The organism is Streptomyces sp. NPDC005262 (assembly GCF_042872425.1).
In the GTDB taxonomy this organism is placed as follows: Bacteria; Actinomycetota; Actinomycetes; order Streptomycetales; family Streptomycetaceae; genus Streptomyces.
The window spans coordinates 560254-580666 of sequence record NZ_JBIAKK010000002.1 but is presented as its reverse complement, the minus strand read 5'-3'; the positions used below and the strand labels follow the sequence as shown (position 1 = coordinate 580666).

Below are 20413 nucleotides of genomic sequence, written 5' to 3'. Positions count from 1 at the left end.
GCGATGCCCGGGGGGCCTGCGAGGGGTGCGGAACGGATGTCGCGGCGCCTCTGCCGGTAGCGGTAGCGGTGGCAGATGTGGGTGCGTTCATGACGGTGGTAACGATCAGCACCCATATGAGTAACTAGAGTGCGGCACAGAATGATTAGATGGCGTTTCACCTTTCTTGATGCCTTTAGATCGAATATCGCTTCAAATCCGTAACAGAGACGTTGCACCGGGCATGGAACCGAGGGAGATGTGGGAGCGCCATGCCGTACTGGCGCGGGCCTATTTCGGGAATGACGAGGATGTACGCCGTGCGCAGGGGGACCTTGACGAACGAAATGCGGACCGCATGCGGACCCTGGCCGCGTTCGCGGTGACGCTGGGCAGCGACGGGACCGTCGCGGAACTCCTCGGGCTCCATGAACGCGAAGTACGCCTGGCCCGCCGCACCGTGGGCAAGGACGACGCCCGGGCGATCGCCAAGACGCTCCTGGACCATCACGCTGCCGATGCCTACAAACCCCCTGCCGAAGACACGGATGGATGCCCGCCGTACCCGGAACCGGAGGAAAGGCATGTGCCCCACGAGACTCCGGCCGCACCTCCAACTCCCCCTCACACTGCGACCATTGACGAACCGGCCCACGTGACGGCGTCGTCGACAGCCGTGGACGCGGTCCTGGTCGGAGCGTGGAGCACCGGGACCGACCTCGCCGTGCTGGCAAGCGAGCTCGGTCTCGATCTCCCCCGCCTCGTCGCACGCACCCGGTACCTGGAGGCACAGGGCCGCCTCACACACGCCTCGCCGTCGCTGGACCGTTCCGGCCGGCATCGTCGCGTCGACGGCGCGGAAGCGCCCGCCATGCCCCAGCCCCGGCAGTGGTACTACCCCAGCCAGCCTCGGCCGCCGCACCACGAGGCGGTATGGGACCAGCAGTCCTCATCCTCCACTTTCGGCTCCGCACCGATGCATGACTGGGACGGCATCCTCGACCAGTGGCAGGTTTCGACCGCCCCCACGGCCTCCTGGCAGGGATTCGCATGAGCGTGCCCGGCGGCGAGTCCGCCACCGGCGTGGGGATCCCGACGGGCAACTCGTGGTCGGTCCGGCGCACGCGCCGCCACCCCGTAAGGCTCCGCCCCACGGGGTGGCGGCGCCCTCAGATGACCGGCGGCCTCCCCAGCATCGTCATGCGCCACACCGTGCGCCACCGCATCGGCTGCCGTCGGCCGCACGGGGTGCGGACGCCCTCGGCGAAGCCGCCGGCCCAGGCGCGCAGACCCGCGGCAGAGTGGGTGCGGGCCACGGTGAGGAGGGTCCAGATGCCCAGGTAGGCCGGGACCAGGGGGAGCGGCAGGTTACGGCGGGCCAGCCAGACCCGGTTGCGGGCCGTCATCCGGTAGTAGACCGAGTGCCTGGCCGGGGACGTCCTGGGGTGCTGGAGCAGCAGGTCGGGTTCGTAAAGGATCTTCCAGCCCGCATCGAGCGCCCGCCAGGACAGGTCCGTCTCCTCGTGCGTGAAGAAGAACTCCGCGGGCCACGGGCCGGTTTCGGCGAGCATCTTCATGGAGAGTGCGTGGCCGCCGCCGAGGAACGCCGTGACCGGGCCGCGGCGCATCGGGTCGGTGGCGCGCAGCCGGGGGACATGGCGGCGCTGCGTCTCGCCGTGCTCGTCGGCGATGCGGAAGCCGACGATGCCGAGCTTCGGATCGGCGGAGTACATCTCCTGGACCTTGCGCAGCACACCGCTGTCGACGAGGAGTCCGTCGTCGTCCAGTTCGACGACGACGTCCACGTCACCGAGTTCCGTGAGCCGGCGGATGGCGACGTTACGGCCGCCGGGGCAGCCGAGGTTCTCGTCGAGCTCGATCGTGGTCACACCGCCGGCCAGGCCGGACATGCCGGGGACGGTCGCGAAGTCCGGCAGCGAGGTGCCGTTGCCCACGACGACGAGCCGGGTCGGCAGGACGTCCTGTATGGCGATCGAGGCCAACAGGGCTTCGACCTGCTGCGGGCGGTCGCCCATGGTCACGATGGATACGCCGATGCGCGGTTCGGACAAGGTCAGCACTCCTGGGCTCGCTGCGGTGCCCGTGATCGTAGTCGTTTGCTGTTCAGGTTCCGGCTGCCGCCCTGTCACGGCGGGTTGACCGCGCTCCGGTATTCGACGTCGGGCCGTCGGAGCCGGGGGTGGCGTCGGGCACTCGTCGCCGCGAAGTGCCGGCGAGAGGTCCGTCCGGGCGACGCACGCGGACGGCGGCCTCAGGCGTCCGCCGCATACCGCCAGAAGTCCCGCATCAGCGCGGGCGGCGTGGGCCCCGTCATCTCCAGCTGGCTGAGCATGATCGTGACCGCTCCGGTGGACGGGACGAAGTGCCCCGTCGTGCCGGTGCCGCCGATCCAGCCGTAGCGGCCCGGTACGTTCCACGGCTGGGCCGTCCGGACATCCACCGAGCCTCCGAAGCCCCACCCCTGGCCCTCGATGAACAGTCCACTGGCCTCGCGCTGGGGCCGGGTCAGATGGTCGGTGGTCATCAGGCGCACCGATGCGGGTGACAGCAGCCGGCGGCCGGCGAACGTGCCGTCGGCGAGCATCATGCGGGCGAAGGCCAGCCAGTCGTCGAGGGTCGAGACCAGGCCGCCCGCGCCGGACGGGAACGCGGGCATGCTGCTCCACTGCCCGCCGGGGGCGTCCACCAGCTGGGGATCGCCGTGCGGATCGATGCGGTAGAGGCTGGTGAACCGGTCGAGTTGCGCGGCCGGTACCGCGAAACCGGTGTCCACCATGCCCAGCGGCGCGAACAGCCGCTCGTCCAGGAACTCCGGCAGCGAACGGCCCGAGACCCGGGCGATCAGCACACCCTGGATGTCCGAGCAGGTGTTGTACAGCCAGGCCTCGCCCGGTTGGTTCAGCAGCGGGATACGGGACAGCGTCGCCATCCATTCGTCCGGCGGCGGGACGTCCGCCGGTTCCGGCCCCTGCTTCAACTCGCTGAACAGCGGGGCGACTCCCGGCAGCGTGAAGTCGGACGGGAAGCCGTACCCGGCACGGAAGGTGAGCAGGTCGAACACGGTGATGGGCCGGATCGCCGGGACCACGTCGTCGAGCGGACCGGACGGGGTGCGGAGCACCTTCGGCGAAGCGAGCTCCGGCAGCCATCGGCCGACCGGTTCGTCCGGCGCGATCCGGCCCTCCTCGACCAGCATCATGACCGCGGCGGCGACGATCGGCTTGGTCATCGAGGCGATGCGGAAGATCGAGTCCCGCGCCATCGGTGCCGTGCCTTCGATGTCGGCCGAACCGGTCGCCCGCACCTCGGTCCGGTCGCCCCGGGCCACGAGGCCCACCGCGCCCGGCACCGGCCCCTTGCTGACGTGCGCATCCAGGATCTCGTGCAGGTCGGTCGTCATCGGTCCACCCTCTTGATTCGTGCGGTCGGAACCAAGACTTCCGCCGCCGCCGCGAATCATCGGACCGTTCACGTCGATTACGCCCGATCGGCTCTGCCGAGGTCGGTGCCGGGGGCGTTCCACCGGCCTCTGCCGTCGGCCGTCATCGAAGACCGTCCGGTACGGTCACCGGCCGGACCGGACGGTTCCGGATGGTCAGCCGGTGGCGGCGGCCTGGCCCGGTACGGACTCGAGAGAGGCGTACAGCCGTTCGCCGCGGTCCTCGGCCATGTCGAGGGTGGCCAGCACGGCGGGCGTCGAAATGCTCGGCAGGATGTAGTGGAGCAGTACGGAGATCCGGCGCCCCAGGTCCTCGCGGTTGCACAGGACCTGGGACATCACCTGTACGCCGGAGAAGGCGCCCGCCAGCAGCTCCGCGGTCTCACCCGGCTGGACGTGCGGCAGGAGCTCGCCCTGGTTCCTCGCCGCGCTCAGCAGATGTTCGAGCCGATCTATCCAGGCCCGGAACGGGGTACCCCGGTCGAGGCCCTCGACCGCCTGGTCCATCGCCAGTCCGACACTGGCCCGCACCAGTGGTTCATTTCGGAGCTGGTGGGCGAGCAGCATGCCCTGGTCGACCAGTTCCTGGAGTTTTGTCAGCTGAGGCGGCAGCGGAACGGTGTCCAGCTGGAGGTCCATCACGCCGAGCGCCAGCTCTTCCTTCGAATTGAAGTGGAAGTACAGCGCGCCCTTGGTCACCCCCGCCCGGGCGAGGATCTCGCTGATGGTGGCGCTGCTGTAGCCGCGCTCGTCGAAAACGGCGGCGGCCGCCACCAGGATCGACCGTCGAGTCTGGATCGCGCGCGCCTGCTGTGCCATCAGCTACGTGTCTCTCTAGTCGTGGCGTGGTCAGCGCCACAGGGTTCTGGCTGGAAAGGAAAACCGGGCTGTCAGTATCTTACTGCGGGGGGTGATCGGCCTCCTGCATGGATCCTCTGGGGGGGAACTTCATGGTTCAGCTCGTCTCACGCACCGTTTCGGTGCCACCCAAAGGCAGACAGGCCGAATTTCCACGGCAGTTGGTCCACCGGTCCGATCCCGAGGACGTCTTCCCCACCGGCTGGACCAGACAGACCGACACCCAGTTCTCGGTGTCGGCCCGCTGGCCGCGTGCGCACCGCTTCTTCGCCCCCGTGGCGGGCCGCTACCAGGATCCACTGCTGATCGCGGAGACCATGCGGCAGACGACGATGCTCCTCGCTCACGCCGAATTCGACGTTCCGGTCGGGGACCAGTTCGTGATGTGGGAACTGGGATACATCTCCTCGCCCGAACGCCTCGCCCTGGGCGCGCGCCCCGAGCACCTCGACCACCCCGACGGATCCTGGGACGTCACCGTGGACGTCTCGTGCTCCCGGATCAAGCGGCGGGGCCGGGGCCTCGGTTCCATGAGCCTGGAACTGCTCCTGCATCGCAGCGGCAACCGGATCGCAACCGGCGGCGGCCGGATCAGCTGCACGTCGGCCAAGGCGTACGAGCGACTGCGGGGGAACCACCGCGCCGGGATGGGCGCACCCGTCCCCCTCCTTCCGTCCGTCGCACCGCGCGATGCGGGCCGGGCCTCGGAGCGTGACGTGGTGCTGGCACCGACTCCGAGTCAGGGTCTCTGGCGGCTGCGGCTCGACACCGGACATCCGACCCTCTTCGGCCGTCCCAACGACCATGTGCCGGGAATCCTGTTGCTGGAGGCGGCCCGTCAGGCCGCCAATGCCGTCCGGCCCGGGCGCGCCTTCCTGCCGGTGTCGCTGGAGGCCGCCTTCCTCCGCTATGTCGAGCTCGACCGCCCCTGCTGGATCGAGGCCTGGATCGTTCCGGCGGACACCCGGTCGACGACCAGGGTGCACGTCCGGGCCACCCAGGACGGCGAACCGGTCTTCACCAGCACGCTCGACTCGCCGGACCGCACCGAAGAGGCAGAGGGCATCCGGCCGTGACGGGGCCGCGCGTCCTCATCACCGGAGCGACCGGATTCATCGGCAGCCACGTCGTGGCCGCCGCGCGCCGGATCCCCGGGGCCCGCCTGCGCCTGATGACGCACCGGACCGCGCTCGACAGCGGTGGCGACCTCGTCACCGGCATCGGGACCCGCGTCGAGGCCGTGTACGGGGATCTCGCCGATCCCGCCTCGCTGCAGGGCAGTTGCGACGGCATCGACGCAGTGATCCACTGCGCGTCGCAGATCGGCGGCGACGCGGCGACGGCCACGACCGTCAACGACCACGGCACCCGCGCCCTGGTCGATGAGGCCGCCCGCAGCGGCGTCGCCCGGATCGTCCACCTGAGCACGGCATCCGTATACGGGCGCGGCCCGTTCACGGAATTGACACCGGGCCGGGTGGAGCCCGCCCCCGCCTCGGCCACCAGCCTGACCCGGGCCGCCGCGGAGCAGCACGTCCTCGCCGCGGGTGGTGCCGTACTGCGTCCGCACATCGTGTACGGCGCCGGGGACCGCTGGGCGGTGCCCGGACTCGTCGCTCTGCTGGGCCAGTTGAGGGCAGGACTGACCGGGTGCGAGGCGCGGCACTCGCTCATCGACGTCGAGACGCTGGGCGGAGCGCTGCTCGGCGCGGCGCTCTCCCCGAAGGATCCGACAGGCGTCCGCCACGTCAACCACCCCGAGCCGGTGTCCTGTTCGGAACTGCTCTCGACGGTCATCGACGAACTCGGGCTGCCCTGGGCGGGTACGGACGTCGGCGTCGACGCCGCCCGTGCCCGGCTGGCCGAAGTCCCCTACGCACTGCACCATCTGGACATGCTCGCGGTGGACCACTGGTTCGCCGACGAGCGGGTCTGGCAGGACGTCGACTGTGAGCCGGGCGCGGGCTTCGACGCCACCTTCGCCCGGCACGCCCCTTGGTACCGGCAGTTCCTGGGGCGGTGACCGCCCGCAGTGTCACTACGCCGCCGGGATCCGCCTCCCCGTACCGCTCACCCGCACCCGTGCGTCGCCCGCACGCAGTTCGACGGTGAGCGTGCCGGGACGGCCCATGTCCTCGCCCTGGTGGAGGGTGAGGACCGCGGCATCCGGGACGAGGGCCTGCTCGCGAAGGTACGCTCCGAAGGCGGCCGCCGCCGCGCCCGTCGCCGGGTCCTCGACCACACCGCCGACCGGGAACGGGTCGCGGACGTGAAAGACGGCCGGCGACTCACGCCACACCAGCTGAACCGTCGTCAGGTCGAGTCGGCGCATCAGTGCTTCGAGGCGCGCGAAGTCGTAGTCCAGATCGGCGAGCCGCTCGCGGCTCGCTGCGGCCAGCACCAGGTGGCGGGCGCCCGCATAGGCGATACGGGGCGGCAGGGCCGGGTCCAGGTCGGCGGCCGGCCAGTCCAGGGCGGCCAGCGCCTCGGCCAGGTCGTCCCCAGCGACATCCGTCACGTGGGGTTCCACGCTCGTGAGAGTGGCCCGGAGCTCGGCGCCCTCCTGGGCGACGGTGACCGGGACCGTGCCCGCCAGCGTGGTGAAGACCAGATCGCCGGGGCCGTTGCGCTCGGCGAGGGCGATGGCCGTCGCCACAGTCGCGTGGCCGCAGAACGGAACCTCCGCCTTCGGGCTGAAGTAGCGGATCCTGTAACCGGTCCCGGTCGATCCGCCCGACTCGCCCGGCCCGGTCAGGAACGCCGACTCGCTGTAGCCGAGCTCGGCCGCGACGGCGAGCATCGCCGCTTCGTCGAGACCGGACGCGTCGAGGACGACACCCGCCGGGTTGCCGCCCTCCGGGTCGGCGGAGAACGCGGTGTAGCGCAGGACCTCGGTGCCTGAAATCTGAGTCATGACGCAGGTCAACCACCCTGCGGTTCAGGGCATTCCCGACCGGGACGGCCGGCATCGCGAACTGCGGCCGGGGCGCCGGCCCGGTGGCAGTTCGCGATGCCATCGCCTTCGTCCCAGCAGGAGCCGGACAGCCGCACACCAGCCCGTCCGGGTGCGGCCGTAAGCGGTCGGGTGCGGCGCAGGGTCCGACACGCGCCGGGTGTCAGCCGCGGCCCACGTACGGCATCGCCGTCGCCAGGACCGTCGCGAACTGCACATTCGCCTCCAACGGCAGCTCCGCCATGTGCAGCACCGTCCGGGCCACGTCGTCCGCCGCCATCACCGGCTCCACGGCCAGTTCGCCGTTGGCCTGCCGGATGCCCCTCTGCATCCGCTCGGTCATCTCGGTCGCCGCGTTGCCGATGTCGATCTGGCCGCAGGCGATCCGGTACGGGCGCCCGTCCAGCGACAGCGACTTCGTCAGCCCCGTCATGGCGTGCTTGGTCGCCGTGTACGCCACCGAGTGAGGGCGCGGCGCATGGGCGGAGATCGAGCCGTTGTTGATGATCCGGCCGCCCTGCGGGTCCTGCTCCTTCATCTGCCGGTACGCCGCCTGCGCACACAGGAACGCCCCCGTCAGGTTCACCTCGACCACGGTGCGCCAGTCGTCGTACGACAGGTCCTCCACCGGGACGGAGCGCGGGCCGAACGTGCCCGCGTTGTTGAACAGCAGGTCGACCCGGCCGATCCACTCCCGTACGGAGGAGAACAGCGCGGTCACGTCCTCGGGGCGGGAGACGTCGGCGGGAACGGTGATCACCCTGGCCTTCTCCCCGGCCAGTTCCGCGGTCTCGGCGAGGGGTCCGGGGCGACGGCCCGCGAGCGCCACCGACCAGCCGGCGCCGGTCAGGGCAAGAGCCACCGCACGGCCGATCCCGGAGCCCGCGCCCGTGACGACGGCCGTTTTCGCATCGGAGTTCAACAGTTTGTTGCTCATGATGCCGCAGCGTACGCCTCCCGGGTCAAAGGTCCCCGGGGGGTGGCCGGTTCGGGTTCGACGGAATGATTTCTTGATCATTCTTCGGCGATTCCAGCGCCGCCGGGGCCGCTTGACGATGATCATGTTCCCGCGACTGCGTACCTCTCCGTCCGTACCTCTGTGTCCGCGGTACCCCGGCGCAATTCGTCCCCCGAGGGGGGATCCCGCCGCACTCCTCATCAACGCGACGCCTGCGCGACGCCACCACGACAGCCACTCGATGTGCGGGACCGGTGGACTTCCACGCGTACACCGCCAGTCACGGGAGGGACAGATGACGTACTCATCGCACCAGCAGGAGATGCGCGACGCCGCACGCCACGTCGGCCGCCGCCGCTTCCTCACCGTCACCGGTGCCGCCGCCGCGCTCGCCTTCTCGGTCAACCTGCCGGCCGCGGGCGCCGCGAGCGCCGCCGAGCTGGACGCCAGGAGGATCAGCGAGGACCCGTTCACCCTCGGCGTCGCCTCCGGTGACCCGCTGCCCGACTCGGTCCTGCTGTGGACGAGACTCGCACCCCGCCCGTACGAGCCGGACAGCGGACTGCCGAACGCCCGCGTCCAGGTGCGCTGGGAACTCGCCCGCGACGAGAACTTCACCCGGATCGTCCGGCGCGGCACCGCCACCGCCCACCCGGAGTTCGACCACAGCGTCCACGTCGAGATCAAGGGCCTTGATGCCGACCGCGTCCTCTACTACCGCTTCCGCGCCGGGAAGTGGGTGAGCCAGGTCGGCCGGACCCGCACCGCCCCCGCCCGGCACGCCCGCAACAGTGCGCTGTCCCTCGCCGCCGTCTCCTGCCAGGCCTACCACGACGGCTACTTCACCGCGTACCGCCACCTCGCGCAGGAGGACGTCGACGTCGTCTTCCACCTCGGCGACTACCTCTACGAGTACGCCGTGACCGCGACCGGTGGAGCCCGTAACTACACGGACCGCACACTCCCCGCCCACTTCAACCGGGAGACGGTCACCCTGGAGGACTACCGCCTGCGGTACGCCCTCTACAAGTCCGACCCGGATCTGCGCGCCGCACACGCCGCACACCCCTTCGTCGTCACGTGGGACGACCACGAGACCGAGAACAACTACGCGGGCAGCACCCCGGAGAACGACGTCCCGCCGGAGGAGTTCCTGCTGCGCCGCGCCGCCGCGTACCGCGCGTACTGGGAGAACCAGCCACTGCGCACCCCGCAGCGGCCGACCGGCCCCGACATGAAGCTCTACCGGCGCCTGCAGTTCGGCCGGCTCGCCCAGTTCGACATCCTCGACACCCGTCAGTACCGCAGCGACCAGGCGTACGGGGACGGCTGGCAGAAGCCCGGGCCGGAGTCCGAGGACCCGGCACGCACCCTGACCGGCGCCACCCAGGAGCGCTGGCTGCTCGACGGCTGGCACGCCTCGCGGGCCACCTGGAACGTCGTGCCCCAGCAGGTCACCTTCGCCCAGCGGCGCGATGTGCCGACCGACTCCTTCAAGCTGTCCATGGACGCGTGGGACGGCTACCCGGCCTCCCGGGACCGGATCCTGCAGGGCGCGGAGGCCGCCGGGATCGACAACCTGATGGTGCTGACCGGCGATGTGCACGTCGGCTACGGCTTCGACCTGAAGAAGGACTTCGACGACCCGTCGTCCCGCACGCTCGGCACGGAGATCGTCGCCACGTCCATCACCAGCGGCAAGGACGGATCCGACAAGCCGGGCAGCTGGAACAACCAGATGCAGGCCAACCCGCACATGAAGTTCTTCAACGGACGGCGCGGGTACGCGGTTGTCACGCTGGGCCAGGACCAGGCACGCGCCGACTTCCGCACGGTGTCGGCCGTCACCACGCCCGGTGCGCCCGTCGCGACGGCCGGATCGTTCGTCACGGAGGTGGGCAACCAGGGCCTCACGCCTGCGTGATGCCCCGCCTCCGCCCCGGTCAGCCGATGCCGTCCACGGGGTAGCGGACGCCGATGCGGTCCCGTACCGCATCGAGCGTCCGCATCACCGCCAGCGAACCGTCCAGCGGCACCAGCGGGGACTCCGTCTCCCCGGCCCGCAGTGCCCGTACCACCTCGGCCTGCTCGAACTGCATCCCGCTGAGCCCCTCGCCCGACGACTCCGCGGTGAACTCCTCGGGGTCGTGGTCCGGCCGGTGCAGCACGAACCGCTCCGGGTAGAAGAAGCCGCGCGGGAAGTCGATCCGTCCCCGGGTGCCCGTGACCGAGGCGGTCTGCGGGGTGTCCGCGACCAGCGAGCAGCTGAGCAGCGCCGTGGCGCCCGACTCCCAGCCCAGCAGCATGCCGGTGTTCAGGTCGACGCCCTCCGGGGAGAGCAGCGCATCGGCCTGGATCCGGTCCGGCTCACCCAGCAGCAGCTGTGCGAACGACACCGGGTACACGCCCAGGTCCAGCAGTGCACCGCCGCCCAGCGCCGGGTCCCGCAGCCGGTGGTCGGGACCGAACGGGCCCGCGAGCCCGAAGTCGGCCTGTACGGTGCGGATGTCGCCGATGGCACCGTCGGCGATCAGCGCGGTCATGCGCCTGATGAGCGGGTTGCAGTACGTCCACATCGCCTCCATCAGGAAGAGGCCGCCCTCCCGGGCGAGGGCCACGAGCTCCTCCGCCTCCCGGGAATTGAGCGTGAACGCCTTCTCGCACAGCACATGCTTTCCGGCCTTCAGGCAGAGCGCCGTGGCTTCCCGGTGCGCGGAGTGCGGGGTGGCCACGTACACCACGTCGACCTCGTCGTCCGCGGCGAGCTCGGCCCAGCTGCCGTACGCCCTGGGTATCCCGAACCGCTCGGCGAAGGCCTTGGCCGACGTGTCCGTACGCGACGCCACGGCCACCACTTCCGCGCCGGGCACCCCCTGCAGGTCAGCGGTGAAGGTCGCGGCGATGCCACCCGTAGCCAGTACGCCCCAACGCACGGTCCTGCTCATGCCTGCTCCCAAAAAGGTCTCGACCACTCCGGCTGAGCTGAGAGCATAGAGGGCGGATTCAACTATTTGGAGATGAGAATGCCGGAGAGCGGCGTGAGCCGAGCCCAGCACACCCACATACCGACCGACCGGACCGGCATCCCTGCCGTGACCGATCCGACCGCCACCGCCGCGGCCCGGCGCACCGGACTCCTCGTCACCCTTGTCCTCGGCGGACTCACCGCACTTCCGCCGCTCTCCATGGACATGTACCTCCCGGCGCTCCCCGCGGTCACCGACGCCCTGCACGCCCCCGCCGCCACCGTCCAGCTCACCCTCACCGCCTGCCTCGGCGGCATGGCGCTCGGCCAGGTCGTCGTCGGACCGATGAGCGACCGCTGGGGCCGCCGACGGCCGCTCCTGCTCGGCATGGTCGTGTACGTGCTCGCCACCGCGCTCTGCGTCTTCGCGCCCACCACGGAACTCCTCATCGGCTTCCGCCTCCTGCAGGGACTGGCCGGTGCGGCCGGCATCGTCATCGCCCGGGCCGTAGTCCGGGACATGTACGACGGCGTGGAGATGGCCCGGTTCTTCTCCACCCTGATGCTGATCTCCGGCGTGGCACCGGTCGTCGCGCCGCTGATCGGCGGACAGGTGCTGCGGTTCACCGACTGGCGGGGCATCTTCGCCGTCCTCACGGTCGTCGGCGTGCTGCTCACCCTGGTCGTCTGGAAGTGGCTGCACGAGACGCTGCCGCCCGAGGAACGGCACACCGGCGGGGTCGGCGACGCGCTGCGCACCATGCGCGGCCTCCTCGGCGACCGCACGTTCACCGGCTACATGGTCGCGGGCAGCCTCGCCTTCGCGGCCCTCTTCGCGTACGTGAGCGCCTCGCCGTTCGTCGTGCAGGAGATCTACGGTGCCTCGCCGCAGACCTTCAGCCTGCTCTTCGGCATCAACTCGATCGGCCTGATCACCGTCGGCCAGATCAACGGCAAGGTACTGGTGGGCCGGATCAGCCTGGACAAGGCGCTCGGCTTCGGGCTCGGGGTCATCGTGCTGGCCGCGACCGCGCTTCTGCTGATGACGTCCGGGGCCTTCGGCGACGTCGGTCTGGTGCCGGTCGCCGCCGGGCTCTTCGTGCTGATGTCGGCGATGGGGCTGGCGATGCCGAACACCAACGCCCTGGCCCTGATGCGTACCAAGCACGCCGCGGGTTCGGCCTCGGCGCTGCTCGGTACGTCGGCGTTCCTGATCGGGGCGATCGCCTCACCGCTCGTCGGGATCGCGGGGGACGCGACGGCCGTACCCATGGCGGTCGTCCAGCTGGTGTGCGCGGTCGGCGCCATGGCGTGCTTCCTGGGCCTGTGCCGGCCCTGGCAGCGCGGTGACGCAAGGGCCTGAGCAAGGGGCCCTCGGGCCACTCGCCCAGGGGTGTCCGGCCAGGATCCGGGCGTAGCCCTCTAGTCCCCTAGCGGTCGGCGCGCGGGTAGCCGAGCAGATGCAGCCGGTCCAGCTCGTCCGTCCACCGGAACACGCCGACCCCCGCCGCGGCCTCCGTGGCCGGCAGCCGCACATTGGTGGGCAGCGCCTCCGGGACCCCACTGGTGACCTCGACCTGGACCGGACGGCCGCGGCCGGCCAGCACGTCCGCCGCGTTGCGTCCGGGCGTCGCGCCGTAGGCGATGCCCTCGTCGGTCACGGAGACCAGGGTCAGCGGCTTCGAGCCGTCCGTCGCCTCGAGACAGAACCCCTTCTTCGTCTCCAGGTCGAAGGCGAGGTTGCCGGCCACCAGGTACGTCCGCGAGGGCGACATGACGGCCTGCGGGTACTGACCCGGCTTGATCGCCACCTTGTGGCACTCCACCGTGGCCACCGGCTTCCCCGTCTCCGCGTCGTGCACCGCCCACAGGTCATGGGTCGTCGCGCGCTTCTGGCCCTTCGCGAGCTGCCACTTCGCCAGCACCCAGCCGGGGGCCACCGAGGTCGGGATCCCGCTGGAACGGTCGGTGCCCTTCGGGGCGACGTTCCGGCTGAACCAGCCGCCCTGCACCCAGAACTCCCGTGCCCCGCCGATCAGCAGGCCCTTCGTGGTCAGTCCGAACACCTCGGTGAGCTGCTTGCAGGACGGGCAGCCCTTCGGGTACTTCAGCGCCGTGGGGGCGATCTTCGTGATCCGGCCGCTCGCCGGGTCGACCAGCACACTGTCGGTGCGGCCGTCGGTGATCAGGATGCCGGGTCCACTGGTGTCGACGGTCGGTGCGGAGTTCCACGGCACCTCGATGCGCTGCCGGGAGCCGTCCGTCGCGTTGTACACATCGAGGGAGACGATCGTGTCGGCCGGGGTCAGCGCGTTCACACCGACCTTCCCGTACGCCCACGTGACGAAGTACTCCACGTCGTCCTTGGTGACCAGGAGGAGCTTCGGGAAGTGCTTCGAGGCCGGCGGCCGCCAGTTCTCGCCCTTCCAGCCGGCCTTCCCGGTCGCCGAGTCGATGGTCTCCAGCCGGTACTGGTTGTCGGAGACCCGCAGCAGATAGGCGAGGCGTCCCGTCGTCCGGGAGATCGCGTAGTCGGGCGAGGTGTTGATGAGCTCCCAGCCGCGCCGGGTCGTGTACGCGGGGGGAACGGTGAGCTGCGTCGCAGGGCCCGCACCCGTCTGAACCGGCTTCTTCGGCCCGCTGCCGCCCTTGCCCCCGTCGCCCTTCTTTCCGTTCCCCCCGGCACCGCAGGTGGCCAGCAGAAGCAGCAGGGCCAGCACCAGCACCCCGGCGACCAGAGTCAGGCGCACGATCTTCTGTCGCATGGTCCCCTCGATGAGCATTCCCGACCTCACGTGAGCATTCCTGACCTCGCGCCGATCAGCGTAGCAACTGGCCCAGGTGCCCCGGCAGTTCAGCTCGGCGGCTGTGGTGCGGGGATCGTCCGCGGGCGACGGTGCGCCGGACGGGACACGACCGGCCGGAGAACGGCCGGTCGTGTCCGCCTACAATTTTTCGGTGAACGCCACCCTCTCCACCGCGGAAGCCCTGCGCGCGGCGCTGGCCGGACTCCTCGACGGACTGCCGCCCAAGCAGGCCACCCAGGCCGTCGACCGGCTCATCGCCAACTACCGGGGGACCACCCCGACCGATGCCCCGGTGCTCCGCGACCGCTCGGACGTCGCCGCGTACGCCGCGTACCGGATGCCCGCGACCTTCGAAGCGGTACGGTCCGCCCTCGCCGCCCTGCGCGAGGCCGCCCCGGAGTGGACACCCGCCACCCACACCGACATCGGCGGCGGCACCGGAGCGGCGAGCTGGGCCGTCGCCGGGGCCTGGGAGGGGCACCGGACGACCGTCCTCGACTGGGCCGACCCCGCCCTCGTCCTCGGCCGGGAACTGGCCGGGGCCTCGGGAATCGATGCCCTGCGCACCGCCGACTGGCGGCGGGCCCGGATCGCTGCGGGTCTGGAGCTCGACCCCACCGACCTGGTGACCGTCAGCTATGTGCTGGGGGAGCTGACGGCTGCCGCCCGCACCGCCGTCGTCGACACGGCCGCGGCCGCCGCGCAGGCCGTCGTGATCGTCGAACCCGGCACCCCCGACGGATACGCCCGCATCATCGAGGCCCGCGACCGGCTGATCGCCGCCGGGCTGACGGTCGCCGCGCCGTGCCCGCACAGCGAGGCGTGCCCCATCGAGCCGGGCACCGACTGGTGCCACTTCTCCGCCCGGGTCAGCCGCTCCTCGCTGCACCGGCAGGTGAAGGGCGGATCACTGCCGTACGAGGACGAGAAGTTCAGCTATGTCGTGGCGACCCGCTTCGCCACCGAGCCGGTACTCGCCCGGGTCACCCGCAAGCCGCAGATCCGCAAGGGGCAGGTGCTGCTGGACCTCTGCACCCGTGACGAGGCGCTGAAGCGCTCCACGGTCACCAAGCGGCACGGCGAGCTGTACCGGGCCGCCCGGGACACCGCGTGGGGCGACGCATGGCCGCCCCCCGGTGACGACGCCTAGAGCCTCTGCCGGATCAGGCCGGACGAGAGACCGGGCCGCGCAGCTCCTGGGTGCAGCACTTCACGCTGCCGCCGCCCTTGAGCAGCTCGCTCAGGTCCATCGGGACCGGTTCGAAACCGCGCGCCCGCAGCGGATCGAAGAGGCCCGCGGCACCCTGGGGCACCAGCACGTGGAGGCCGTCGCTGACCGCGTTCAGCCCGAGCGCGGCGGCGTCCGCCTCCTCGGCTGTCAACGCGTCGGGGAAGAGCCGCCTCAGCACGGAGCGGCTGCCCGGCGAGAAGGCGCCCGGGTAGTACATGATCTCGTCGCCCGCCTCGTCGAGCACGCACAGCGCCGTGTCCAGGTGGTAGTAGCGCGGGTCCACGAGGTCGAGCCCGATCACCGGCCGTCCGAAGAACTCCTGTGCCTCGTCGTGCGAGAGCGGACTGGACCGGAAGCCGCGCCCGGCCAGCAGGTACGTCGAGGTGACCGCGAAATCGCCCTCGCCCTCGTTGACGTGGGCCGGCTCGTGGATCTCGGTGAAACCGTGGTCCCGGAACCAGTCCCGGTGCGCCTCGGCCTCGGGGTACCGCTCCTGGTAGGCGAACCGGGCACCCAGCACCCGGCCGTCCACGACGGTGGCGCCATTGGCGGCGAAGACCATGTCGGGCAGGTCGGGACCCGGGGTGAGCAGCTCGACGGTGTGACCGAGCGCCCGGTAGCGGTCGCGCAGGTCCTCCCACTGGGCCTGGGCCAGCTCCAGATCGACCGGCTTGCTCGGGTCCATCCACGGGTTGATGGAGTAGGTGACCTCGAAATGGGTCGGCGCGCACATCAGATAGCGGCGCGGGGTCGCTTCACGAAGCGATGAGGGTGTGGCTTCACGAGGCAATGAGGGCTCCTCACGGACAGCAGGGGTGGCCTGCGGACAGTCGGGGCTCGCACGGGTCTGTGCGTGAGCCCATGGTGCGCCGTCCGGGGCGACCGCGCAGTGAACCGATCGGGTGGTTGTACGGGCGGCTCGGTAACGACTACGCAGAGGCGTCGAAGTGCTACGTCCCGTCCCGATCCGCCGGTGGGCCTCCTGAGCCACACCTGCCATTTCCGGGCAATTATTGGCATAGTGCCCAGCTCGGTGCGCCGGTCCCCGCACCCCGCTTGAGAACTCTGGCCACCCGAGGCGCAGGATGGTGGGACCATAGGCAGGGGCAACGCTGAGGTAAGGGGATTGATGGGCGCCGATTTCGGCCGTTCTCGCGGCACAGAGAGCAAGTTTTCCCAATGGCTTCGCCGACGACCCAAATCGCAGCACAACGAGGTCGACGACACCGCCCGGGAGGCGCTGCTCCTGGCTGTCGCCGAAGCCGGAATGCCCATCTCGCCCGCCGCCCACCCGGTCGGCTACCGATGTTCGTGCGAACGCATCGGCTGTCCCACCCCCGCCCGGCACCCCATCTCGTTCGCCTGGCAGACGCAGTCCACCACCGACAGTGCCCAGATCGAGCGCTGGGCCCGCAGTCAGCCGCAGGCCAACTTCATCACCGCGACCGGCATGATCCATGACGTTCTCGACGTGCCGTTGACCGCGGGCAAGCAGGCTCTGGAGCGGCTCCTCGCCGCGGACATCGACGTCGGCCCGGTGGCCGTCTCCGGCGACGACCGGATGCTGTTCTTCACCGCGACCCGCGGCACCCCCGAGGACGAGGACGAGTGGTGGCCCTGCGAGCTGGACTGCCATCCCGAGACCATGGACGAGCATCCGGGGATGCGCTGGCACTGCCGTGGAAGCTACGTACTCCTGCCGCCCGCCATGCTCCCCGGTGAGCTGGACGTGCACTGGGTCCGCGGCCCGGAGAACCCGCTGCCGGACCCGCTGACGCTGCTGGAGACGCTCACCGACGCCTGCGCGCAGTACGCCGACACGGCGGACCAGGGCGATCTCGACCACGACTCGGTGGCCTGGCCGCTCAGCCGCTGAGATCTCCCGCGGAGGAAGAACGGGCCGGCCCGGGACGCGGGGCCTCACGAGCCCTGCGCCACGAGCAGTGCGAACCCCGCACCACGGGCGGCAGGGGACGGCTCCCGGCAGAACGGGACGTCGCCCACGGCGGCGCGGGACCGCGCCTACGAGCCCTTCGCCGCCGTGAGCCCCGGCAGCCGGTTCAGCACGATCACCTTGGCGCGGTTCCCGGCGCCCTTCTTCGGGACGTACACCAGCTGGCTGGAGACCCGCTCCTTGGTGAGGGTGGTCTTCACCTCGCCGGTCAGCAGCGCCTGTACGTCCGCGTTGACCGGCGGGCGCAGTCCCTTCGCCGCGGTCTGCTGCTCGAAGTGCTTGCTGCTGAAGAAGACCAGCGCCCCGCCGTCCTCCGTCTCCAGGCCGAGCGGACCGAACGTACCGCCGTCCAGCGGCTGGTCGATGAACTGGAAGGAGAAGCCCGCCCGCCGGCTGTTTCTGCGCTCGACCCGCCAGGCCGAGGTGGCGGCCCCGGGGGCGAACACGTCCGGCGTGCCCTTCTGCAGGTACTGCGTGTACGACGTGCTCAAGTCCTCGGGTGCCACGGTCAGTTCCGCGCTGTCCGCGGTGACCGGCCGGGCCCGTCCGTCGCCGTCCTTCGCGAACGCCGGCAGCTCGGACGGCGTCACGACCGCGAGGTACGACGCCTTCCAGACCGCGTCGGGACCGGTCCGGACGAAGACGATCAGCCAGCTGGTGTCCTGCTTCCCGCTGTCCTGGTCGCGGTTGGAGTCGGTGTTCGCGAGGAACCAGCGCGGCCAGCCGGCCTTCTTCGGGATGAGATACGTGGCGTCGGTCAGCTCCAGCGGCCGGTGGTTCGCGTTGCCGTCGGGGTTGTTCTTCTGCCGCGCCCGCAGACCGGCCTGGTTGATCGCCCCGAGCGGACCGGTGACCCGGTCCGCGTCCAACGCCGGGTCGTAGGCCTTGTCCGCCGCGTTGTACGCGGTGGTGAAGTCCGTAAGGGCCTTCGCGGCCTCAGACTTCGTCGCCGCCGGTACGACTTCCAGCTCGCCGTGCACCGTCACGCACCCGCTCGCCGTCATGCTCAGCACCATCGCTGTCGCGAGCCCCGTCGCCAGCCGAATCGGCCTCAGGCTTCTCATCCGTTGCTTTCTGCGCCTTCTGATCCGTCGCCCCCACTGACCGTCCGAACCCTACCGGGGCGAGGAACAGTGCGAGAGTGGGGATCAGATACAGCGCCCACACCGTGACCTGAAGAACCGTCGGATCGGGCTGGAAGTTGAAGGTGCCCTTCAGCAGCGTGCCGTACCAGCTGTCCGGCGGGATCGTGGCGCTGATGTCGAACGCGCGGTTCTGCAGACCGCCGAGGAACTCGGCCTCCTGCAGATCGTGGACCCCGTACGCGAGCAGGCCCGCCGCGACGACCACCAGCATGCCGCCGGTCCAGGAGAAGAACTTCGCCAGGTTGATCCTCAGCGCACCGCGGTAGAACAGCCAGCCCAGCACCACGGCCGTGGCGATCCCGAGCAGCGCGCCGATCATCGGGTGCCAGCCGTCGTCCGCGGCATGCACCGCACGCCAGACGAACAGCGAGGTCTCGAGCCCCTCCCGGCCGACGGCGAGCAGTGCCGTGGCGACCAGCGCGCCGGTGCCCATCGCGAGCGCCGCGTCGAGCTTGCCGTGCAGCTCCGCCTTCAGATGCCGCGCGGTGCGTCGCATCCAGAACACCATCCAGGTGACCAGGCCGACCGAGATGATCGACAGCGAACCGCCGAGCGCCTCCTGCGCCTTGAACGTCATCTCCTGGGAGCCGAATTCGAGACCCGCGCCGAACGCCAGGCTGACGACGACCGCGATGGAGACCCCGAGCCAGATCGGCAGCAGCTTGCTCCGGTTGCCGGTCTTCACCAGGTAGGCGACGAGGATGCAGACGACCAGGCTGGCCTCAAGGCCTTCGCGCAGGCCGATCAGGAAGTTGCTGAACACGTTTCGGTTCTCCTTTTTCCGCTTCCGAGTCCCGTTACGAGAACAGCGCCCGGCCCCACCAGTCGCCCTTGGAGCGGACGCCCGGCGGGACGGCGAAGTGCGCCGAACCCACGTGCTGGATGTACTCGTTGAGTGCGTCGTGTGCCGCGAGGCGGCGCTGCAGCGGAATGAACGCCTTGCGGACATCACGCTGGTAGGCCAGGAAGAACAGCCCGGCGTCGAGCCGGCCCAGGCCGTCCGTGCCGTCCGTGAAGGAGTAGCCACGGCGCAGGATCTTCGCACCGTCGTTGCTGTCCGGGTGGGCGAGCCGCACGTGGGCGGTCGGCAGCATCGCCTTCAGGAACGGCTCGTCGCGCTCCTTCGCCTTGCCGACCGGGGCGCCCTCGCCCTTGTCCCGGCCGAAGACGTCCTCCTGCTCCTGGAGTCCGGTCCGGTCCCAGGTCTCGATGTGCATGCGGATGCGCCGGGCCACCAGGTACGAACCCCCGGTCATCCAGCCGGCCTTGTCCTTCTCGCCGACCCACACATGCTTGTCGAGGGCCGCGGTGTCGGTGCCGGAGATGTTCCGGGTGCCGTCCTTGAAGCCCATCATGTTGCGCGGGGTCTGGGCGTCGGGCGTCGTCGACGACGTCTTGCCGAAGCCCAGTTGCGACCAGCGGATCGCGGTGCGGCCCATGCCGATCCTGGCGAGGTTGCGGATCGCGTGCACCGCGACCTGCGGGTCGTCCGCGCACGCCTGGACGCACAGGTCGCCGCCGCCGCGGGCCGCGTCGAGGTTGTCACCGGGGAACTTCGGCAGATCGACGAGCGCCTCCGGGCGCCGGTCCTCGAGGCCGAACCTCCCCTTGGCGAACAGGGAGGGACCGAAGCCGATGGTCAGGGTGAGCCGGGACGGCTTGAGCCCCAGTGCCTCGCCGGTGTCGTCCGGCGGTGCTTCGGCGAGACCGCCGTACGCCCCGTCGCCGACCGCGTGACCGGCCGTCATCCGCTCGGCCGCCCGCGTCCACTCCTTGAGCAGAGCGATCAGCTCGGCCCGGTCCTTCGTCGTCACGTCGAACGCGGCGAAATGCAGCCGGTCCTGGACGGCGGTGGCGATACCGGCCTGGTGCACACCGTGGAACGGCACCGCGGCGCCGCTGTCCGCGGCCGGCACGGCGTCGTCCTCCGTACGCACCGCGGCGACCGCGCCACCGGCCGCGACCGCGCCGAGCGCCAGCCCGGCACCGCCCCAGCCGAGCAGCGCACGGCGCGACGGAGCGCGGCCGCCGGTGGCGTCCGGCTCGGTGGCGTCCGTGTCGGCGACGTCCGTCCCGGCGGTGTTCTGGCTCTCCTCGGACATG

General features: G+C 70.7%; 18 protein-coding genes. 7 read left to right on the top strand and 11 right to left on the bottom strand.

The features are described from left to right. Window positions 1-337: 337 nt before the first annotated feature. Window positions 338-1033 (top strand): hypothetical protein, encoded by a 696-nt coding sequence (locus ACFYP5_RS07790; RefSeq protein ID WP_389031980.1) that lies wholly within the window; start codon window positions 338-340, stop codon window positions 1031-1033. Between the two features lie 115 nt (window positions 1034-1148). On the opposite strand, the gene ACFYP5_RS07785 is transcribed toward ACFYP5_RS07790, so the two are convergent. From ACFYP5_RS07785 to ACFYP5_RS07775, 3 genes are all read right to left on the bottom strand, one after another. Beyond that, the gene (locus tag ACFYP5_RS07785; RefSeq protein WP_389031978.1) at window positions 1149-2051 is read right to left on the bottom strand and encodes a glycosyltransferase family 2 protein; all 903 of its coding nucleotides are present in this window, start codon (window positions 2049-2051) and stop codon (window positions 1149-1151) included. Window positions 2052-2251: 200 nt separating this feature from the next. Next, on the bottom strand, window positions 2252-3400 hold the full coding sequence (locus ACFYP5_RS07780; RefSeq protein WP_389031975.1) for a serine hydrolase domain-containing protein: 1149 nt from the start codon (window positions 3398-3400) through the stop codon (window positions 2252-2254). Window positions 3401-3595: 195 nt separating this feature from the next. Further along, window positions 3596-4258: a ScbR family autoregulator-binding transcription factor gene (locus tag ACFYP5_RS07775; RefSeq protein ID WP_389031972.1), complete on the bottom strand. Its 663-nt coding sequence runs from the start codon at window positions 4256-4258 to the stop codon at window positions 3596-3598. A gap of 131 nt (window positions 4259-4389) precedes the next feature. Here ACFYP5_RS07775 and ACFYP5_RS07770 point away from each other — a divergent pair, with 131 nt between their 5' ends. Further along, window positions 4390-5373: a ScbA/BarX family gamma-butyrolactone biosynthesis protein gene (locus tag ACFYP5_RS07770; RefSeq protein WP_389031970.1), complete on the top strand. Its 984-nt coding sequence runs from the start codon at window positions 4390-4392 to the stop codon at window positions 5371-5373. Then, window positions 5370-6320, top strand: coding sequence for an NAD-dependent epimerase/dehydratase family protein (locus ACFYP5_RS07765; protein WP_389031967.1), 951 nt, complete (start codon window positions 5370-5372; stop codon window positions 6318-6320). Before ACFYP5_RS07770 ends, ACFYP5_RS07765 begins: the two co-directional genes overlap by 4 nt. A 15-nt stretch (window positions 6321-6335) precedes the next feature. On the opposite strand, the gene ACFYP5_RS07760 is transcribed toward ACFYP5_RS07765, so the two are convergent. Continuing rightward, window positions 6336-7211, bottom strand: coding sequence for a PhzF family phenazine biosynthesis protein (locus tag ACFYP5_RS07760; RefSeq protein ID WP_389031964.1), 876 nt, complete (start codon window positions 7209-7211; stop codon window positions 6336-6338). A gap of 202 nt (window positions 7212-7413) precedes the next feature. Then, window positions 7414-8187, bottom strand: coding sequence for an SDR family oxidoreductase (locus tag ACFYP5_RS07755; RefSeq protein ID WP_389031960.1), 774 nt, complete (start codon window positions 8185-8187; stop codon window positions 7414-7416). Between the two features lie 316 nt (window positions 8188-8503). Here ACFYP5_RS07755 and ACFYP5_RS07750 point away from each other — a divergent pair, with 316 nt between their 5' ends. Further along, the gene (locus ACFYP5_RS07750) at window positions 8504-10132 is read left to right on the top strand and encodes an alkaline phosphatase D family protein (protein ID WP_389031957.1); all 1629 of its coding nucleotides are present in this window, start codon (window positions 8504-8506) and stop codon (window positions 10130-10132) included. Between the two features lie 19 nt (window positions 10133-10151). On the opposite strand, the gene ACFYP5_RS07745 is transcribed toward ACFYP5_RS07750, so the two are convergent. Further along, on the bottom strand, window positions 10152-11153 hold the full coding sequence (locus tag ACFYP5_RS07745; protein ID WP_389031954.1) for a Gfo/Idh/MocA family protein: 1002 nt from the start codon (window positions 11151-11153) through the stop codon (window positions 10152-10154). 78 nt (window positions 11154-11231) lie between these two features. On the opposite strand from ACFYP5_RS07745, the gene ACFYP5_RS07740 reads away from it, so the two are divergent. Further along, window positions 11232-12536 (top strand): multidrug effflux MFS transporter, encoded by a 1305-nt coding sequence (locus ACFYP5_RS07740; protein WP_389032960.1) that lies wholly within the window; start codon window positions 11232-11234, stop codon window positions 12534-12536. A gap of 67 nt (window positions 12537-12603) precedes the next feature. Here the strand turns inward: ACFYP5_RS07740 and ACFYP5_RS07735 are convergent, their stop codons facing one another. Then, entirely contained in the window at window positions 12604-13938 is a 1335-nt protein-coding gene (locus tag ACFYP5_RS07735) for a hypothetical protein (protein ID WP_389031951.1), read from the bottom strand. Between the two features lie 193 nt (window positions 13939-14131). Between ACFYP5_RS07735 and ACFYP5_RS07730 the strand changes: the two genes are divergently transcribed. After that, window positions 14132-15130, top strand: a complete 999-nt coding sequence (locus ACFYP5_RS07730; protein ID WP_389031949.1) for a small ribosomal subunit Rsm22 family protein — start codon at window positions 14132-14134, stop codon at window positions 15128-15130. 13 nt (window positions 15131-15143) lie between these two features. On the opposite strand, the gene ddaH is transcribed toward ACFYP5_RS07730, so the two are convergent. Continuing rightward, window positions 15144-16001 carry a dimethylargininase gene (ddaH, locus tag ACFYP5_RS07725; protein WP_389031946.1) on the bottom strand — a complete coding sequence of 286 codons (858 nt, stop codon included), beginning with the start codon at window positions 15999-16001 and terminating at the stop codon, window positions 15144-15146. A gap of 339 nt (window positions 16002-16340) precedes the next feature. Between ddaH and ACFYP5_RS07720 the strand changes: the two genes are divergently transcribed. Beyond that, the gene (locus ACFYP5_RS07720) at window positions 16341-17087 is read left to right on the top strand and encodes a bifunctional DNA primase/polymerase (protein ID WP_389031945.1); all 747 of its coding nucleotides are present in this window, start codon (window positions 16341-16343) and stop codon (window positions 17085-17087) included. A gap of 146 nt (window positions 17088-17233) precedes the next feature. Here ACFYP5_RS07720 and ACFYP5_RS07715 read toward each other — a convergent pair whose 3' ends face one another. The 3 genes from ACFYP5_RS07715 to efeB are packed head-to-tail and all read right to left on the bottom strand — an operon-like array spanning window position 17234 to window position 20412. Beyond that, entirely contained in the window at window positions 17234-18169 is a 936-nt protein-coding gene (locus ACFYP5_RS07715; RefSeq protein WP_389031942.1) for a hypothetical protein, read from the bottom strand. Next, window positions 18102-19073, bottom strand: coding sequence for an iron uptake transporter permease EfeU (gene efeU / locus ACFYP5_RS07710; protein WP_389031939.1), 972 nt, complete (start codon window positions 19071-19073; stop codon window positions 18102-18104). Before efeU ends, ACFYP5_RS07715 begins: the two co-directional genes overlap by 68 nt. A 34-nt stretch (window positions 19074-19107) precedes the next feature. Beyond that, window positions 19108-20412, bottom strand: a complete 1305-nt coding sequence (gene efeB, locus ACFYP5_RS07705) for an iron uptake transporter deferrochelatase/peroxidase subunit (protein ID WP_389031936.1) — start codon at window positions 20410-20412, stop codon at window positions 19108-19110. Between the last annotated feature and the right edge of the window lies 1 nt (window position 20413).

Excerpts from the sequence above, each read along its gene's own strand:
- efeB (WP_389031936.1), bottom strand. The coding sequence starts at position 20,412 with ATGTCCGAGGAGAGCCAGAACACCGCCGGGACGGACGTCGCCGACACG.
- ACFYP5_RS07715 (WP_389031942.1), bottom strand. The coding sequence starts at position 18,169 with ATGACGGCGAGCGGGTGCGTGACGGTGCACGGCGAGCTGGAAGTCGTA.
- ACFYP5_RS07735 (WP_389031951.1), bottom strand. The coding sequence starts at position 13,938 with ATGCGACAGAAGATCGTGCGCCTGACTCTGGTCGCCGGGGTGCTGGTG.
- ACFYP5_RS07745 (WP_389031954.1), bottom strand. The coding sequence starts at position 11,153 with ATGAGCAGGACCGTGCGTTGGGGCGTACTGGCTACGGGTGGCATCGCC.
- ACFYP5_RS07760 (WP_389031964.1), bottom strand. The coding sequence starts at position 7,211 with ATGACTCAGATTTCAGGCACCGAGGTCCTGCGCTACACCGCGTTCTCC.
- ACFYP5_RS07775 (WP_389031972.1), bottom strand. The coding sequence starts at position 4,258 with ATGGCACAGCAGGCGCGCGCGATCCAGACTCGACGGTCGATCCTGGTG.
- ACFYP5_RS07750 (WP_389031957.1), top strand. The coding sequence starts at position 8,504 with ATGACGTACTCATCGCACCAGCAGGAGATGCGCGACGCCGCACGCCAC.
- ACFYP5_RS07720 (WP_389031945.1), top strand. The coding sequence starts at position 16,341 with ATGGGCGCCGATTTCGGCCGTTCTCGCGGCACAGAGAGCAAGTTTTCC.
- ACFYP5_RS07770 (WP_389031970.1), top strand. The coding sequence starts at position 4,390 with ATGGTTCAGCTCGTCTCACGCACCGTTTCGGTGCCACCCAAAGGCAGA.
- ACFYP5_RS07740 (WP_389032960.1), top strand. The coding sequence starts at position 11,232 with ATGCCGGAGAGCGGCGTGAGCCGAGCCCAGCACACCCACATACCGACC.
- ACFYP5_RS07780 (WP_389031975.1), bottom strand. The coding sequence starts at position 3,400 with ATGACGACCGACCTGCACGAGATCCTGGATGCGCACGTCAGCAAGGGG.
- ACFYP5_RS07790 (WP_389031980.1), top strand. The coding sequence starts at position 338 with ATGCGGACCCTGGCCGCGTTCGCGGTGACGCTGGGCAGCGACGGGACC.
- ACFYP5_RS07755 (WP_389031960.1), bottom strand. The coding sequence starts at position 8,187 with ATGAGCAACAAACTGTTGAACTCCGATGCGAAAACGGCCGTCGTCACG.